This is a genomic window from Sphingomonas sp. NPDC092440 (assembly GCF_044754985.1).
Lineage (GTDB): Bacteria > Pseudomonadota > Alphaproteobacteria > Sphingomonadales > Sphingomonadaceae > Sphingomonas.
The window spans coordinates 38,865-53,927 of sequence record NZ_JBIVQA010000017.1 but is presented as its reverse complement, the minus strand read 5'-3'; the positions used below and the strand labels follow the sequence as shown (position 1 = coordinate 53,927).

13 protein-coding genes are annotated in these 15,063 nt (G+C 64.0%); 3 read left to right on the top strand and 10 right to left on the bottom strand.

Annotated elements, in window-relative coordinates; genetic code table 11:
* The first annotated feature begins 64 nt into the window (after positions 1 to 64).
* Both ACIQCS_RS21480 and ACIQCS_RS21475 read left to right on the top strand, forming a co-directional pair.
* The gene (locus ACIQCS_RS21480; RefSeq protein WP_401531731.1) at positions 65 to 292 is read left to right on the top strand and encodes a hypothetical protein; all 228 of its coding nucleotides are present in this window, start codon (positions 65 to 67) and stop codon (positions 290 to 292) included.
* 218 nt (positions 293 to 510) lie between these two features.
* On the top strand, positions 511 to 861 hold the full coding sequence (locus tag ACIQCS_RS21475) for a hypothetical protein (protein ID WP_401531729.1): 351 nt from the start codon (positions 511 to 513) through the stop codon (positions 859 to 861).
* A 2-nt stretch (positions 862 to 863) separates the two neighbouring features.
* Here ACIQCS_RS21475 and ACIQCS_RS21470 read toward each other — a convergent pair whose 3' ends face one another.
* The 3 genes from ACIQCS_RS21470 to ACIQCS_RS21460 all read right to left on the bottom strand — a co-directional run bounded on the left by ACIQCS_RS21470 (position 864) and on the right by ACIQCS_RS21460 (position 7,031).
* A complete protein-coding gene (locus ACIQCS_RS21470) occupies positions 864 to 4,601 on the bottom strand; it encodes a conjugal transfer protein TraG N-terminal domain-containing protein (protein WP_401531727.1) in 3,738 nt (1,245 codons plus the stop codon).
* 8 nt (positions 4,602 to 4,609) lie between these two features.
* A complete protein-coding gene (locus ACIQCS_RS21465; protein ID WP_401531725.1) occupies positions 4,610 to 6,034 on the bottom strand; it encodes a conjugal transfer protein TraH in 1,425 nt (474 codons plus the stop codon).
* Between the two features lie 400 nt (positions 6,035 to 6,434).
* Positions 6,435 to 7,031 (bottom strand): hypothetical protein, encoded by a 597-nt coding sequence (locus tag ACIQCS_RS21460; protein WP_401531790.1) that lies wholly within the window; start codon positions 7,029 to 7,031, stop codon positions 6,435 to 6,437.
* Positions 7,032 to 7,095: 64 nt separating this feature from the next.
* Here ACIQCS_RS21460 and ACIQCS_RS21455 point away from each other — a divergent pair, with 64 nt between their 5' ends.
* Positions 7,096 to 7,347, top strand: a complete 252-nt coding sequence (locus tag ACIQCS_RS21455; protein WP_401531723.1) for an AbrB/MazE/SpoVT family DNA-binding domain-containing protein — start codon at positions 7,096 to 7,098, stop codon at positions 7,345 to 7,347.
* Between the two features lie 64 nt (positions 7,348 to 7,411).
* Here the strand turns inward: ACIQCS_RS21455 and ACIQCS_RS21450 are convergent, their stop codons facing one another.
* The 7 genes from ACIQCS_RS21450 to ACIQCS_RS21420 form a co-directional block, all read right to left on the bottom strand.
* Positions 7,412 to 8,299, bottom strand: coding sequence for a conjugal transfer protein TraF (locus ACIQCS_RS21450; protein ID WP_401531722.1), 888 nt, complete (start codon positions 8,297 to 8,299; stop codon positions 7,412 to 7,414).
* Positions 8,296 to 8,892: a S26 family signal peptidase gene (locus ACIQCS_RS21445; protein ID WP_401531720.1), complete on the bottom strand. Its 597-nt coding sequence runs from the start codon at positions 8,890 to 8,892 to the stop codon at positions 8,296 to 8,298. The genes ACIQCS_RS21450 and ACIQCS_RS21445 overlap by 4 nt, the downstream gene beginning before the upstream one ends.
* The gene (locus tag ACIQCS_RS21440) at positions 8,864 to 9,742 is read right to left on the bottom strand and encodes a type-F conjugative transfer system pilin assembly protein TrbC (RefSeq protein WP_401531718.1); all 879 of its coding nucleotides are present in this window, start codon (positions 9,740 to 9,742) and stop codon (positions 8,864 to 8,866) included. The genes ACIQCS_RS21445 and ACIQCS_RS21440 overlap by 29 nt, the downstream gene beginning before the upstream one ends.
* Complete coding sequence (gene traN / locus ACIQCS_RS21435) at positions 9,714 to 10,802, bottom strand: conjugal transfer protein TraN (RefSeq protein ID WP_401531788.1); 1,089 nt, start codon at positions 10,800 to 10,802, stop codon at positions 9,714 to 9,716. Before traN ends, ACIQCS_RS21440 begins: the two co-directional genes overlap by 29 nt.
* On the bottom strand, positions 10,802 to 13,057 hold the full coding sequence (locus ACIQCS_RS21430) for a hypothetical protein (RefSeq protein ID WP_401531716.1): 2,256 nt from the start codon (positions 13,055 to 13,057) through the stop codon (positions 10,802 to 10,804). Before ACIQCS_RS21430 ends, traN begins: the two co-directional genes overlap by 1 nt.
* Positions 13,058 to 13,365: 308 nt before the next feature.
* Positions 13,366 to 14,334 carry a TraU family protein gene (locus tag ACIQCS_RS21425; RefSeq protein WP_401531715.1) on the bottom strand — a complete coding sequence of 323 codons (969 nt, stop codon included), beginning with the start codon at positions 14,332 to 14,334 and terminating at the stop codon, positions 13,366 to 13,368.
* Between the two features lie 38 nt (positions 14,335 to 14,372).
* Entirely contained in the window at positions 14,373 to 14,966 is a 594-nt protein-coding gene (locus ACIQCS_RS21420) for a conjugal transfer protein TraW (protein WP_401531786.1), read from the bottom strand.
* Between the last annotated feature and the right edge of the window lie 97 nt (positions 14,967 to 15,063).

Genomic DNA, 15,063 nt, shown 5'->3' with positions numbered 1-15,063 from the left:
ACTGTGCTATCGCGAGTGATTAGCAACTGCAAGTGTTATGGCGTCGCGCCGGTGGTCGCATCGCATGCAGGTCGAAGCGCGGCACGTACCAGCCGGATCGTCCATCGCGCGTTCCGACCGCGCTAAAACGGCAGCGGCAATGTCCCCAATTCTCGACCATTGGTTGGATGGGTCCCAAAAACCACAGATCGACGGAAATGGCCGCGCACTTGCGATGGTCATCGGGCTCCGTATTCCCGGGGCCGAGGTGTTCAACCGCCTGCGCTATATCGCGAAGATGGGTGCGCGGTAACGGTGGATACCGAATGATCTGCCGCGGTGAATGGCGGTAAATCGGCAAACACGACGCAGGCTTGCGGCTGGCAGCTTACGTCTGCGACAAATGACCGGGATTCCACTAACTTAAACTTTGTGCTACAGGCGCATCAGAGCAATTAGGTTGCCAAGATTATGTTGGAGGAAGCAGCGCAGAGTACGGGACCGGCTGAGACGATGTCATCCCCGAGAGCGATGGATTGGCTGTGGCGGCCGTGGTACGCGAAACTCTGGTGGGCTCTGACGCTGCTTTACTGGCTCGGCCTCGAAGGCCTGATGCTGCTGCCCGCCGACCACCCGATTTTTCGCTGGTTTGGTCTGATCGAATTCCTAGTCCTGATCTTCAATCCGCTGACGGTGTTGGGCGTGCTTGGCCATGGCTATATGCGCGCCAAAGTTGCCTGCGGCGATTGGGAATATACATCGGGTATGACGACTCAACTCGCGGAGTGGAAAAGGCGCGAGCAACTCGATGCGGAGACCAACCCGGCCGACGTGCGATCTGGTGTGCGTCACTTACGCCACCTTGGGTTGATCAAAGACTGAAGCTACCGATCTCGTCGTTCTTTGAAGGTGGGATCACCGTCACCAAGGCCATGATCTCGATCGGCCCTTAATCGCCCGGTGTTCAAGATCGACGATTGCTCCGCAGAGACGATGGGAGCCGTGATCTGAACCGTCCCGCGGCCGGAATCTGCCTGTTCAAGATATCGGTTTCGCAGTCCGCCGTTCCCAAGCACGCTTGAGCTAAGTTCATTTGTAAATGCTTGCTCAGGCCTCGCCGAACGTGCGGCTACCCTTTCGGCCGAGGCGATTGCCTCGCGAACATTGTAGTTCACGATGTCGATCGACGAATTTGCGGTTACCGCCCATGATCCACGATCACTCGCATTGAGCCCAACACCGCCTGCCAGATTCCCCGATGCTCCTCGCCGTGATTGTCCTTGGCTGTTGCCGCCAGCACTTGATCCACCGCGCGAGACACCGGCACTCAAATCGGCTGAGATACTTTGGCTGTTCGCGGTTTGGTGCTCGGCTGACCGAGACAGCGATTTGCTCCAGCCGGTCTGCGCGATGATGGCGGTGACATCACGTTCCAGAGTGTCCGCGACCTGCGGCTTCAGACGCCAATTGCCCCGTCGATCCATCTCGAACCCGCCACGCAGCCAGTTGGCCATCGCGGCATGCCCTTCTGCCCCTCCGCCAAGAAAATGCTCGATCGTGTCCGGGCCCGCCTGCTTGCCGGCCTCGAACCGCGTACTGGTGTCGTTCCGCGCCGACCGGCTGAACCCGGTGCTGCTGGAGACCAGCAGATCATTGTGCGCGAAGCTCAGCCGGGCGTGCCCGCCATTGGCGACCGCGCCGAGCTGGCTTTCGTTGATGAGGCCGCCCCGCCACATATCGGCGGCGAGGCGCGGCGTGAGGTTGAGGCTGACATCGCCATTCTGATCCATCGCGATCTGTCGCTTTGACATGGTGATGCCGTGGGTCTGCAGCAGCGACTGAATGCGGGAAAGCCGCTCATTGTCGACGATGCGGGTGAGCCGCTGATTGCGCGCGCGATCAGCGACACCGGCGTTGCCACCTTCTGCGAGGTCGATCTGATTGCCGGCGGTGCCGGCGAGCGCGCGGATGAAGGAATCGAGCCGGGCGGCCTCGCGTACCGGCACACCCGCTGCCGCGGCACCTTCGGCGAAGCCGGCATTGTCGGCTTGCCGTCGCTGTTCGCCGATCCGCGCGGCGCTGCGCGCCCCATCGGAGCCTACCTCGCGCTGCGCATCGAGCTTGCCTGAGCGCTCGGCAAAATCATACCCAGCGGTCTCGCGGGTGCGCCCATAGATGCTGGTCCCTTCGCGAGATGCCTCAGCCGTGGCGCCGTCGGCGATGCCGAGCTGCACGGCGGCGCTGTAGCTTTCCATCGCGAGCAGGACCTGGGCCTCGTTGCGCCCGGTTGAACGCGCGAGCCGGCTGATGGCGCTGGATCGCGCTTCGCCGGACAAGGTGTTGATGAAGCCGATCCGGCGACTGGTTTCTTCGACCGATAGCCCGAGCATCTGTGCCGCCTGCCGCTGGCCGTGATTATGGCCGGTGCGGCGCGCCTGTTCGGTTGCGACATTGCCGCGTTCGACCGCGGCGACATGGCTCCCCGCAAAATCGCGCCGGCCTTCCATCGAGCCGACCTGAGTCTCGGCGGCGGTCAAGTCATTGCGCAGCATCTGTTCCTGGCTGAACGCATTGGCGGTGAGCTTGGCGAAGATCGGGTCGGCGCCAGCCTGGGCGATCAGGGTCGACGCCTTGAGCGCCGCATCTTTCGCGTCATAGCCGCCGCGCGCAAAATGCCGTTCGGCGCCCGATTGCATCATGTCATAGGCGCGCTGATCGCCGAACGCCTTCCACTGCACCATATTCTGGGCGAACGCCGCGAACGCGCGCTCGCCTGTCTGGCCTTCGCCAAAATAGCCGGTACCGAGGGCGCGAAGCGCATCCTGCTGCGCGTAGCTGTGGATTGCGCTGGTTGCGGCGTTGGCGCGGACTGCACTCACGGTGGCGGGATTGCTGAGGTCGCGACCGGCGAGGGCAGGAGCAAGACCGCCGAGGTCGCGCGCAGCGTCGGCACGGCCAAGTCCGAACGCAGCCGTGCCGGTTGCCCCGCCGCCATATTCGCCGAGCACCGCGCCCGAAGAAGCAAAGACCCGGTCGAGACCGAACGTACTGCGCTCGCCAAAATCGCCGAAGCTGTTCGCCGACGCCCGGCGGGCGAGCGTGCCGCCCGCCGATGCCTGCGCTTCGAGTGCGGAGGCATAACCTTCGCCGGTCGAGACGGTCGCCGCGGCCGAGCTCCCTTGACCCTGAACGCCGAGCGATCCGGAGGTGAAGGCAGTGAACACATTGCCACTGAACCGGAACACCGTGAACACGAACGCCCCGGCTAGCCCTGCGCCAGCGGTCCGGAACGAGCCGAAGATCCCGAGCGCCTTCATCGCCGCCGAGGGCGCGAGCATCCAGGTGCTCGCTGCGACATGGGTCGAGCGCAGTTCGCTCAGCACATCCATCGCGCGTCCGAGGGTCAGCTGGTAGATACCGGCGTCGATCACCCCCCAGAGTGCGACGAACACGAACAGCCCGAGCGCGAAGCTTGCGACCCTCAGGTTGATCGGGGTGAGGATGAACAGGAAGGCGATCGGCATCATCATCAGCATGATCGCGAACACCGCGGCGCGGATCGTCGGCATCCATTCATTGGCGGTCGAGAGCGTCGCAAGACCATTGGCGCCGATCGCGCGATTGGCCATCACGCGCGCCGCGGTCGCAGGCGAATCCTCGAACAATATGTCGCCAACCGTCTGCCCCAGCAGCAGCTGCGTCAGGAACTTCTGCCGGCTCATGTCGGTCTCAAGCATCATCCCGCCGAGCGCGTCGATCTGCTGTCGGCAGCGGTTCAGCTGGTCGGGCTTGGTGACGTCGAACCCGGTGCGTGCGCAGACCTGGTTACTATAGGCGTCGAACCGCGCAGGATCGGAAAGCTGGCCTGCGATATAGCCCCAGGCGTCGGTGCAGCTCATTGACGAGCCGGCCTTGTCGGTCGCGGTATAGACGGTGGAGAAGGTCGCCGGACCCGCCATTGCCGCGAACGCTGTGGCGAGGTCGTTCGAAGTGCGGAACAGCATATCGTCGTCGACGCCATATGCGGGCGATACCCGTGCGACCGGATAGCATTGCCGGACATAATCGCGGATCGTCGCGTCGAGAAAGGCATCGACGATCGGACTGCGCGGCGAGACGGCGTTGAGGAACAGGTCGAACGCGTGACCGCCGGCGCCGAACTCGAGTTTCGCGTTAGGATCGGTCGTATTGTCGTCGATCGTCTCGGCGAGTGCGCGTTCCATGAGGTTGGTGGTGCCGGCGACCAGCACGATCAGGTTGGGGACCCCGCCGACCGGCTGATAGGCATTGCGCACCCGGTCATAGACATGGACCGTACCGGTGGTCGCGATCATCCCTGCGAATAGCCCGATCCCGACCAGCATCTGGAACCCGAAGGCAACAAGGCCCATGCCCTGGCCGCGGACCGCGGCGAGTACCGTGCCGAACCCGATGCCGGCGACCGCAATGATCACCACTAGCGTTTCGTAGCGCGGATCGCCGAAGATCATCGCGACGAGCCGAAACGCATCGACCGTCTCGGAAAAGCCGTCCCAGGTGTGAAAGCTTGCATCGATCGCCAGCGCCGGGGTTGCGGCAACGAGGCTCGCGAGGGCGAGGGTTGCTTTGAGAAATCTCGGCATAACCCGCGTCACCGGTTGCGGCTGGCATCGGCGCCGGAAGCGTCGCGCGCGTCCCGGTCGCGCTGGCGGATGACGCCGGCATAGGTGACCGAGAGGTTCGCGGTTGAGAGCGCCGCCATATAGGATTGACGCATCTGCGCGCGCTGGCGCAGTACCTCGTCGCGCAGCTCACGGAGCTGCTCGATACCCTTGGTGAGGATGCGGGTCTGGCAGATGTTGGCATTGCCAGCGTCGACCGCGCCGGCACTGGTTGCGCCGCGTTCGGCATTTTGCAGTGCGAAATCGATCGAGCGGGTGAGGTCGTTGAGCATCTGATAGGCGAGAGTCAACGCGACGAGCTCGTCGGTGTCCGCGATCACGCTTCCGCTGACACCCTGACGCACGCCCCATTCGAGGAGGCGATAGACGGGAAGGGTTCGCACATTGGCGACGAACTGCTTTTCTTCCGGCGTCAGCGCGGCGCGCGTGCGGATCTTGGCCGAGATCGCCTCCATCCGCTCGCGCGCCAGGATCAGCGCGCCGCGTCCGCTCCCGTTGACCGAGCAATCGGCGCCCGTCGGCGGCAGGTTGAGCGCGCGTGTCGGCACCTTGCCGGTCAGGAAATCATCCGGGCTCTCGGTATCTTGCCTGGGACAGGCCGGGATCGCCGAGAAGATCGGGACCTTGTCATTCTGGTCCCAGCGCATGTAGATATCGCCAACCCGCGCGCGCATGACCCCGGTCCAGTCGCTCGCGCCCACCCGAGCGGCGGCATGCTGGAGCAATGAGCCCGTACGGAAGATGTCGGTGACCTCGGCGGGGCAATTGGCGAGGGCGTCCTTCAGATCCTCGGTCGGGTTGCCCTTGTTGGCCTGGATCTTTTCGCGGCTCTGTTGCCAGCTCTTGGCGAAGCCCTCGCGGACCGACTTGTAACCCGTCATCTCCTCGACGATCCCCGACATATTGTCGTCGCCCTTCGCGATCTGGACGAGGCGATTGGCGAGGCGGCAGTCATTGACCTGGATCGAATTGAGGAAGTTGGTCGCCGCCTCCATCTTCGAGATGATGTTGCCCATTTTCTCGTCGAGCGTTTCGAGGAGATACTGGAAGGCGACGGCTGGTGCCGCCTGGAGGATCGTCTCGAGCTTCTGGACCAGATAGTCGGGGTCGAGGAACGACATGCCACCAAGGAACATGTCGATCCCGCCGCACCCGGCTTTCACCTTGGGCAGGGTGATCGACATGAGATAGTCGTTGTGGACGTCGACCCGGCCCGACATGCCGCCCGCGGTCACATAACCGCGCGTCTGATCCTCGAAGCTTCCGGGCGAGGTATAGGTGACATTGTCGAACCAGCTTTCCGCCCAGCCTTGCGCATGCGCGGGACTGGCGATGGTGCAGGCGGCGACAATCAGGCTAGCGGCAAGGCTCAGGCGCGTGGGGAAGGGGGACATTCGGGGCTTCCTTGTGTTGAGGAAGACAGGAAGGCGCCCCAACCGCGCTTAGCTGTCTCGGTAAAGCTTTGAAAAAGTTTGAGATAGCGATCGATCGCGCTGGGTCGAAGGCTGATTTCAGCCCACCTCGTTCCGCAGATAACCGTGCAAATCGGGGATAGGACTCCATATTTGCAAGGATAAATGACCGCCGCATCGAGGCCGAACTGGCAGAGCTGATCGGTGAAACGCCGGCCGTCGCATCGCTGGGACAGAGGCAAGCCGATGAGACGACGCTTGCCTTGCGTATCGCGAAGATACGGCGCTCGCTTTACGTCGTTCCCGAGTCCGAAGCGGATCATGCGCGGAGTTCCCCGGCTCGGGGCAGCATGAGCAGTCGGAAAAGAAGACCGGAACCGGCTCATCTGCGTGCGAGACCGGATTTCGAGATCATGCGCCTGGGCGGGCTATCGACGATCCCTGTAAATTTGGACATGGCCCGCACGCCGACCGCGGCGCGTACGCCGGTCAACATCTTGGCGGCGAGATAGGCATTGCGGGCGATATTGACGTCGTGGTCAGTCCCGATGGCGATCGGCACTATCCGGTTGGGGTCAGAGGTCGATCGCACCCAAGCAACCGGATTACCGACCCATGGGAGACCCAGCCGGCCGGAGCGCAGCATTGCTTCGTCATTGCCGATCGTCCGTACCTGCCAACCATAGTGCGCTTTGAAGGCGAAGAGCCTGGTCCAGAGATCAGCGCAGGGCGCGCAGCCCGGCGCGGTGCTCATTTCGATCACATAGAGCGGCGCCTGTGCTTTTAGGGTCGGCTCAAAGTCGGGCGGGAACTCGCGTGTTTGCGTCACGCGGACAAGCCATGATTTGACTTCGGCTGCGGTGGCTACGGGATGGATTGCGGCTCGCGCGGCAATATCGCGCGTGACTAATTGGGCCGATGCTGAAGAGAGCGAACCACTGGCGACGAAGAGGAGCGCTGCCTCGACCGACAACGCCATACGCCGTACCAATGGTAACATCAGGACGGAGCGACTTATGCCGGGGAAAGAAAGGGAGGCGAGATTGCCGGTCGTCACCGTGGACGCCGAAGGAAGCATTACGCTCGATGAAAGCGTGCTCACGCATCTCGGCGCCGTCCCCGGATCGAGGCTTATTGCCTGTAAATTACCCGACGGCGCGATTGAACTTCGTGTGGATCGCCGAAGTGGCAAAATCTCCAAGGTGTTCGGCATCCTGAAACGCGAGGGCCAACGGCCTGTTTCGATTGAGGAGATGAATGAGGCGATCGAGGCGGGATGGGCCGGAGAAGTATGAGCGTCGCCTGCCGCAATTTCGTATCCGGCAGGAAGGCGACCGCGCCTGATTGCGTTGCATTTGCTCATCGCCGAGCCTCAGTGCCTGAAACCCGGCTTTCGCCTGTCGTTCTTGGATCCACGGATGACACCGGGCCATTGGCGAGCGCATCGAAAAAGCCATCCTCTTCGCCCGCCCCGGTCAGCCATTGCTCGGGGCGGATGTCGCCGCTGAGGAGTTTCGCTGCCTGATAGGCGGCCTGGGCGAGATTGGGATAGGTCTCGACCCCGGCGGCGATCACCATGCGCTGGGCCGAGTTCCGACGGATCACCATGATCGTCGGGGTCACCTCGACCCCGAACCGGCTCCCGAGATCAGGCCGACGATCGAGATCGATCTGGCTTGTCTGCCAGCCCATTTCGTCCTGGAACCGCTGAACGATCGGCCATTGGACGCGGCAATAACCGCACGTCGTCCGGCCAAACATGACGAGCGCAAATTCGCTGCTGCGCGCGCGCAGATATTGCCGGCGAACCTCGTCCTTATGGGCTCCCAGCACATCGCGCGCCTCGCCGATCATGGGATTTGCGGCCTTTGCGTTGAGCTCGGGATGAAGCAGCAGCGCAAGCTGCGTCACGCCGGCGAACGCGCGCGCCTTGCGCCGGGCAAAATCCTGCAGCCGCCAGAAATCGGCTACCGCATCGACCGTTAGCACCGTCGCGGCATAATCGCGCTGCTGGGTAATGAGCTTGGCGATGCGCGGCGGCGACCAGGTTGCGAGCACCGCCATCGGCGGGATCTCGGGTTTTGCAACGACCTCCTTGTCATCGTCGGGCGCTGGCGGGGCAGGGGGTGGTTCATACCACCAATAACCGCGCGCTTCGCGCGCGGCGGGTGGCGTGGTTTGCGCCGAGGTTGCTGCCGGGTTGATGCCAGCGATCACGGCAGCACCGACCAGGGCAAGGCGCCTCACAGCAATTTCTCCGCACGGGTGAGGCGCTCGATCGCGACCGGGCCGTAATAGCGGCTGTCGAAGCCGTCGGGATGCGACGAGCCGACGAAGATCGTGCCCGGTTTGATCAGCGCGGTGTCGGGCCGCCAGTGTGAGAGCGTCCGCCCATCGGCGGTTCGCGCCTTGCTGACCCCAAGCAAATGGCCGTTGCAATAATAATATCCGTCGAGCCCGCCCGCCGCGCGCGAGGGCTTCTCGACCATCGCGATCCGGTCGCCCGGCATGCACAAGGCATATTTCGTGACGCCGACCGGTCTCGGCCCGGCGATCGGATGCGACAGCGAGAAGGAGACCAAGTCGCCGCGGAAGATTGGACCGGGCGCGCGGTGGATCACCCAGGCGTCAATCGAAGGCGTCATCACCAGTGTCGCCTGGGGCATCGCCCACCAGGCAAAAAGACCGATCGGCAGTACGATGCCATAGGCCTTGAAAAGCTGTGCGGGCCGCGGCGGTTGCCCGAGGCCACTTGCGCCGAGCGCGACGGCCGCGCGGAGCGGCAGATCCTTCGCCTCGAGCGCAGCGCGCTTAGCGAGGTGCCAGACGAGCGAGAGCATCGCGCACATCCTCCTTTCCCCCGAGGCGGGCAAACTCTTCGAGCAGGCCGGAAAGCGCGGCATCGCCATAGATGACATGTGCGCTCGGCGGACTTTGGTCGTCGCGCTCGCAATAAGGCTGGGTGGGATCGCCCGGGATCATTGCGAGAGCAGGCACGCGCGTCACCCCATGCAGGCGGAAGACCAGCGGATCGACGATGATCTGGACATCGTGCATCGCGCAGGCCGGACCCTCGCAGCCAGGGGCGATGCGCAGGATCTGAGCCGAGAGCTTGGCCATCGGCGCGACCCTGCTCATGCCGCCCGGCATGCCACGGAACGCCATGACCCCATGGACGCGTTCGAGCTGCGTGGCATAGGTACGGAGGGTCGCGATCGGCATTGCCGATGACACCATCAACAACGGCATGCGGGAGCGAGTTACCGGCGCCGGCGCGGCGGCGGCCAGCGCGGCTGCTTCCGGTGCTTCGAGCCCGAGCGCTTGCGCGATCCGGGCGCTGGCCGCGCTGCGCTCCTTTATCAGTGCGGCGCGCGCAGCCTTGATATCAGCGCCGGCGCGCTTCTCCACGTCAGCGTCGACCGTACGGCGGGCGAGGCCATTGAAGGCGCGGCGCTGCATGATGGCGTCGGGCGCTGCCGGAAGTCTGGGCGAGTTGACCGGCGCGCGCCTGGCCTTTGTCAGCGCCTGTTTCATGCGCTCCATCGCGGCATCGCCTTCGGACTGGATCCTGGCCTTCGCGCCGGGAGTGGCGGATGGAGGTATGTCCTGAGCGCTGGCGGTCGTGGCCGGCAGCACCAGCGTCACCGCGACGAGCGCGCGACTAATGGTTGATCGTCTGCTGATACGCATCGATCTTGCCCTTCATGTCGGTCTGGATTTGCGTCTGGGCGCGCGTCTCGATCTCGGCATAATATTCCGAGAGATCCATTTTCGAGAAATCGAGCGCTTGGAATTCTTCGGCCGTAAAGCCACGGCAATAGGGGTTTTTCGGGGTGCCCCAGCCCTTGGCATTGAACGATTTGATCTGGGGCCGGCCCTGTTCCTGGATGATCCGCCCGAGCTTCGTATTGAAGCAGCAATGGCCCCTGGCCTTCTGGAGGCAGATCCCGAGGACGCTCGCAGTGCAATAGCTCCCGACCTCATGGCACATGCCCGAACCGCGGAGCATGCCGACCTCCATATCCTCCTGGTCGCAGCCCTGCAGCAGCACCTCGATCATGAAATTGACCGCAAGGCTGATCGCGATCGAGGTGGGATCGATGCCGGCGATCATCGCGTGCGCGCCGGAACTGGCGGCCTGGCTCGCGGTCGCGCCCGCCTTGAACGCGGTATAAGCGGCCTTCATGCCGGTGAAGACGCCGCGTGCGACCGCGATCTTGGTCGAGATGGAGGTGAGCGAGCCACCCATCCCATCTTTGACGATCTTGCCCTTGTCCTTGCAGCAATTGGAGAAGGTGGTGAACAGCCCAGCCGGGCGGCAGCGCGCGCCGTGCCCGGCGAAGATCTCGATCTGCCCGAGGCAATTTCCTTCGGCGTCGACCGGGCCATCGGGCAGCACGCCCGGATCGTTGACTGGCGGTGCTTCGACAATCGGATGGCTCGACGTATCGATGCAGGCGTTGGCGGAGCAGGTCGCCGGGCCGCCTGACGCAGGCGCCGCACAGGCATATTGGGGCCCAAGCGGGCATTGCATCGCGCCGGCGGCGTCGGCGATACAGGCGGTCTCGCCGATCGGGCAGGCATAGCCGCCGGTTGCGGTCAGATGGCAGTTCGCGGTCTCCCCCGTGTCAGCGGCATCGCCATTGCCGTTGAGATCGACCGCGCAGATTTGCTGGGCGGCTGCTGTTGCCGGGACCAGTGAGGTCGCGTTGAGCAACAGGCTTACGAGGACAGGGCGAGGCAAGCGCATCACCGCGGCCCGCTCGTGCAGACGAGATCGGTTCCGCCGAGCCGCATCGTCTGCATCATCACCACGGCTTCCGGAAAATCGTCGATGCAGCCGCAGCCCTGGACGAGTTCCTCGCCATCGCCGACCGGGCACACATTGCTGTCCTGGCAGGTGTGGTAGATCATATCCCAGCCGGCGGGGGTGTTCTGTTTGCCGCCCGTCACGCCATCGAGCGCGGCGGCATTATTGGTCTGCGGGCGCCGCGTCTTGCAGACCGGCTCGCACGCGCTGACGCTGCCGCGGTCGGGGAGCGCGAAGTTGCGTGTCGTCGACGAATAGCTTCCGTCGCTCGCACGAGTGCGATCGGCGAGCATCGCCTCGGTCGAATGATCGATGATCCATGCGCCGCGGCTGGTGTCGGGGTCGGGCATGCCGCTGTCGACGCGGCAGCGATAGCGCCGCTCTTTTTCGAAGAAGTCGCGGGCTAGCGATAGCGAACAGGCGCCGCCCGCGATGACGCGGGTCTGGGGCAGCGGGGTAAGGCCGGTACGAATACCGTTGACGATTGTCGCGACGCCATCGACATGTTCGTCGGTGAGCCGGCAGGCTGCGTTGCCGGCATAGCTTGCACAGCCATCGACCACATTCTCCGATGCCCGGCAGCTTGTATCGATGGCCGCATCGATTTGCGCATCGAGCTCGCCGTTACCGCCAACCGCGAGGGCAATCCTGATCTCGTGATCGCCGCGGGTCATCCACGGCTTGAGATCGAGATTGGGGGCGCCCTGCCAGTTGGTTTTCCGGTCACAACTGGCAGACGGCAATCCGGGGCTGCGCCAGGTCGACGGATCGGCATAGACAAGCTGGCCATCGATATAGACCTGCATCCAGTCATCCATCTCGTAGCGGGTGAGACGGATATCGGTCAGCCGATCGGGATCGATGACGCTCAGCCGCATCCGAAAATCGAATAGCGAGCAGCTTCCGCCGGTGAGTGAGTTGTTGACCGGCGATCCCATCTGGAAGGTGATCCGGTCGCCGCCCGGGCTGACATAATCACCATAGCCGCCCGAGGTCCGCGCGATCACGTCACGCGGTGTCGCGCCGGTAAGCCTGACCTGCCGCCTGACGGTACAGTTGCGCACTTCCTCGGTCCTGGACGTAGCGGCCGGGGAGCCGGCCAGCATCTGGAACACCGGGCTTGAGGCAGCCGCGGCGGCAGCATCGCCGGCGATCGCGGCCGGGTTCGCGCGGTAGGCGGTCTGGCCCACCGACGGCGAGGCGGTGCAGGCGGTGCTTTGCGCGCCGACATAAGAGATCACCGGGCCATCGATCCGCGCCTCGGCAATGCCGTAGCGCGGATCGGCGGTCGTAAGCGCGGCGACGACACCGCCGCCCAGATCCTTGAGGATTGAGGGCAGATTGGCGATCGCGAGCCCGCTGCCGCAGCTGTTGTTGATGCAATAACAGCCGGCAAGATCGGTCATCACCGCCGTTTCGAGCCTTGGGGCGGCGGAGCCGTCGACCGACCAGCGATAGCTGTGACAATTGTTCCAGGTGCCTGGGTCGCACGAGATGATGCCGTTGGCGCAGATCCCCGATACCGGAACAGGCAGGGTCGCGGTCGCGTCGAACTTGCCGTCGAGATTGGTGTCGCGACTAATGCGCACCATGTCGAGATCGCCGGAAGCGGCCGGCTGAACGAGAAGCTCGAGCAGAGTTGCGGTTTTCTGGCACGCGAGTGAGGGCGTGAATGTGCGGCTGGAATCCACAGTGGAAATCGGCTGGCCGGCGAGCCCGGGTTTCACATAGTTCTGGAGCAGTTTGTCGCTCGTCGATGACTTTGCGCGTGACGCGGCTGCTGCTGCGCGAGCGCGATCATCGCTCGATTGCGCGAAACCGGCATTTGGTAATGCGACCGCCATCAGGGCGAGGATCGAGCGCCGCTTCATGGTCGTTTGTCCAATGCGGACTGCACAGCGGCACAATTTGTGAAACCGAAGCTGAAAACGATCACACGCGATGTGGCGCAGGCTGACAATTAGGGCAGCGCAGGCCTCAATAGCGGCCAGCGCGGCCACGATCGGCAGCTGGGTATGGAACGCCGTGCAGCGATCGTCGAGGTAATTGGCCGCGCTGACCGCAGGAGCGGCGGATCCCGGGGAAAGGGACGCCGCCCCTTCAATCGCTGAATATGCTCCTTTGCGGGGCGGATGGCCAGACCATGGGCCGGGAAAGCTCGTCTGGGCACCGTAAATGCCCGACGATCCGCTCATGGCGCCTCCGGTACCCGTGACCGGCGTGCAGCTTGCGGTGCTCCGCAGGCGGCCTCCTTGTCCCGCACTAGTGCGGGACTCTCGATCGGCTTCGGGCGCCAGATCTTCTAAAGCGGTCGACGTGGTCGTAAGCGGAGGTAACCCTGGGGTTGCTACCCGGCTCAGCCACGCCGACCGTCCGGGCAATACCGTGCCGGGGAGCAGCGGCATTGCTCGAAACGTGTGCGAAACCTCCCCGCCATCGGTGCGCTGCGCGAATCGGCGGTGCGAAGTGGAGGGCCGCAATGGGCAACCAAATTGAGATTGAATCATGGCACCGACACCCCGGCGCAGCAAATCGTCTTTTCGAAGAGCATGAACTGGGCATTGTCCTTGCCCGGCGCGTGTTTGGCGCTGGTCCAGAGCGATCCGGGGCGTCCGACATTGACGCACTGGCCGCCTTTGACCGGCTCCATCAGCTGGAATTTGTAACGGCTCTTGGTCCAGACCGGCTGAGGAATGAACGAGCAACCGTCGGATGAGCTGATGGTGAGCGCACCAAGCCGGCCCATCATGAACAGCCCGCGCGCGGCAAGCCCCGCCCAGGCCTCGACGCTGTCGTCGAAATGGATGTCGCCGGCGATCGGATAGGTCGAGCCCCAGGAGCCCATGCACCAGAACAAGGGATCGACAACCTTGCCGGAGGCGGCTGCCGCGCTGTCGGCCATGCAGGCAAGGCCGGCGGCGGGATTGCCGAACAGGATCGCCTCCGGCTGGATGATCGCGCCCAGCGTCGCCGACTGCCAGGTCGGCAGGACCTCGGTGATCAGCGCGACATCGAACCCATTGTCTTCAAGGCACGGCAGGTCGGTGAACATGTCGAGCATCTTCCAGACCGGCGAGATGTAATAATGCAGCTGCGCGAACATCTTGCGGGTGTTCGTGCCGTCGGCAATGCTTGTCTGGCTGCCCTGGAGCCGACCGTGGGTCGGCATGATGTCGGCGCCCAATGCCATCATGCAGCCGGGCTCGGTCACCACGTCGATCATGCGGTTGGGTGACCAGAAGCTGACCTTGACCCCGAACCAGAAGGTCGCCCCTTTGCGGCAGGCGCATAAGGGCTTGGAGGTGGATTGGGCGTCGAGCGCTTTGCCCAACAGATCATGCGGACCGATCCGGACCCCGCCAATCGTGATCGGGAAGATGCACGACCAGCGCACCTTGGTGATGGGGTTGAAGATCTTGCCCGCCTCGCATTTGGAGGCGTGGGCGGGAGCCGCAGCGCAGAGCGCGGACATGGTCGCTGCGATCGAGACCGCGAGATGCCGGGCGGGCCTCATTTGCGCGAACCCTTTGCGATCCTGTCCGCATCAACCTCGGTCAGCAGGAGCTTCTGTCCTTGTTGAGCGACGATAACGGGGGCAACGCTGAGCCTGAGCCGTGCCTTCACACGCTCCTCGAGCAGGAAGATTGGCCGACCAAGTCGCTCACTCGCGCCGATCGGATCCGCATCTCCGGCCGATCCGGCTGCGAGCAGGATGAAATCGGTTGGGGCGGCGGTTCTGATGGCCCAGTTGAGATCGCGGGGGTGCACCACGATCAATCGCTGCGGCAGCGACACATAGGCGAGCGGGTTGAACGTATAGCCCTTGGCGTAAAGCAGCCGTCCATCGGGAAGGCGGATCTCGCCGTCGAGCGTATAGAAGGGGACAATGCTGCGGATGCGGTCGGCGGGTGACCGGCCAAGTACCGCTGCCTTCATCGCAGACCAGATCTGGCGCGGGCCGAAGGCTTTGCGCATATCGGGAACGCTCCCCGCGCGGCCCTCGATCTCGCTCAGCGCATCGGGCTCGGCGATCGGCCAGGTCCGTCCGATCGTGCTTGTATCGGCATAGGCCGACGAGGGTGCGCACATCGTCGATAGCAGCATTGCCGCGCCGAAGCGGCGGCGGCTGGTGGTGACTTCACCGGGCATGGTGATGCCCCCATCGTTGAGCGCGATCGCGACGGCTTTCACCGCGTATCGC

What these genes read in the sequence shown, in the direction of transcription:
- ACIQCS_RS21480 (WP_401531731.1), top strand. Translation starts at nt 65, where the DNA reads ATGCAGGTCGAAGCGCGGCACGTACCAGCCGGATCGTCCATCGCGCGT.
- traN (WP_401531788.1), bottom strand. Translation starts at nt 10,802, where the DNA reads ATGCGCTTGCCTCGCCCTGTCCTCGTAAGCCTGTTGCTCAACGCGACC.
- ACIQCS_RS21465 (WP_401531725.1), bottom strand. Translation starts at nt 6,034, where the DNA reads ATGTCCCCCTTCCCCACGCGCCTGAGCCTTGCCGCTAGCCTGATTGTC.
- ACIQCS_RS21475 (WP_401531729.1), top strand. Translation starts at nt 511, where the DNA reads ATGGATTGGCTGTGGCGGCCGTGGTACGCGAAACTCTGGTGGGCTCTG.
- ACIQCS_RS21445 (WP_401531720.1), bottom strand. Translation starts at nt 8,892, where the DNA reads ATGCTCTCGCTCGTCTGGCACCTCGCTAAGCGCGCTGCGCTCGAGGCG.
- ACIQCS_RS21470 (WP_401531727.1), bottom strand. Translation starts at nt 4,601, where the DNA reads ATGCCGAGATTTCTCAAAGCAACCCTCGCCCTCGCGAGCCTCGTTGCC.
- ACIQCS_RS21460 (WP_401531790.1), bottom strand. Translation starts at nt 7,031, where the DNA reads ATGGCGTTGTCGGTCGAGGCAGCGCTCCTCTTCGTCGCCAGTGGTTCG.
- ACIQCS_RS21440 (WP_401531718.1), bottom strand. Translation starts at nt 9,742, where the DNA reads ATGCGTATCAGCAGACGATCAACCATTAGTCGCGCGCTCGTCGCGGTG.
- ACIQCS_RS21420 (WP_401531786.1), bottom strand. Translation starts at nt 14,966, where the DNA reads ATGCTGCTATCGACGATGTGCGCACCCTCGTCGGCCTATGCCGATACA.
- ACIQCS_RS21425 (WP_401531715.1), bottom strand. Translation starts at nt 14,334, where the DNA reads ATGTCCGCGCTCTGCGCTGCGGCTCCCGCCCACGCCTCCAAATGCGAG.
- ACIQCS_RS21430 (WP_401531716.1), bottom strand. Translation starts at nt 13,057, where the DNA reads ATGAGCGGATCGTCGGGCATTTACGGTGCCCAGACGAGCTTTCCCGGC.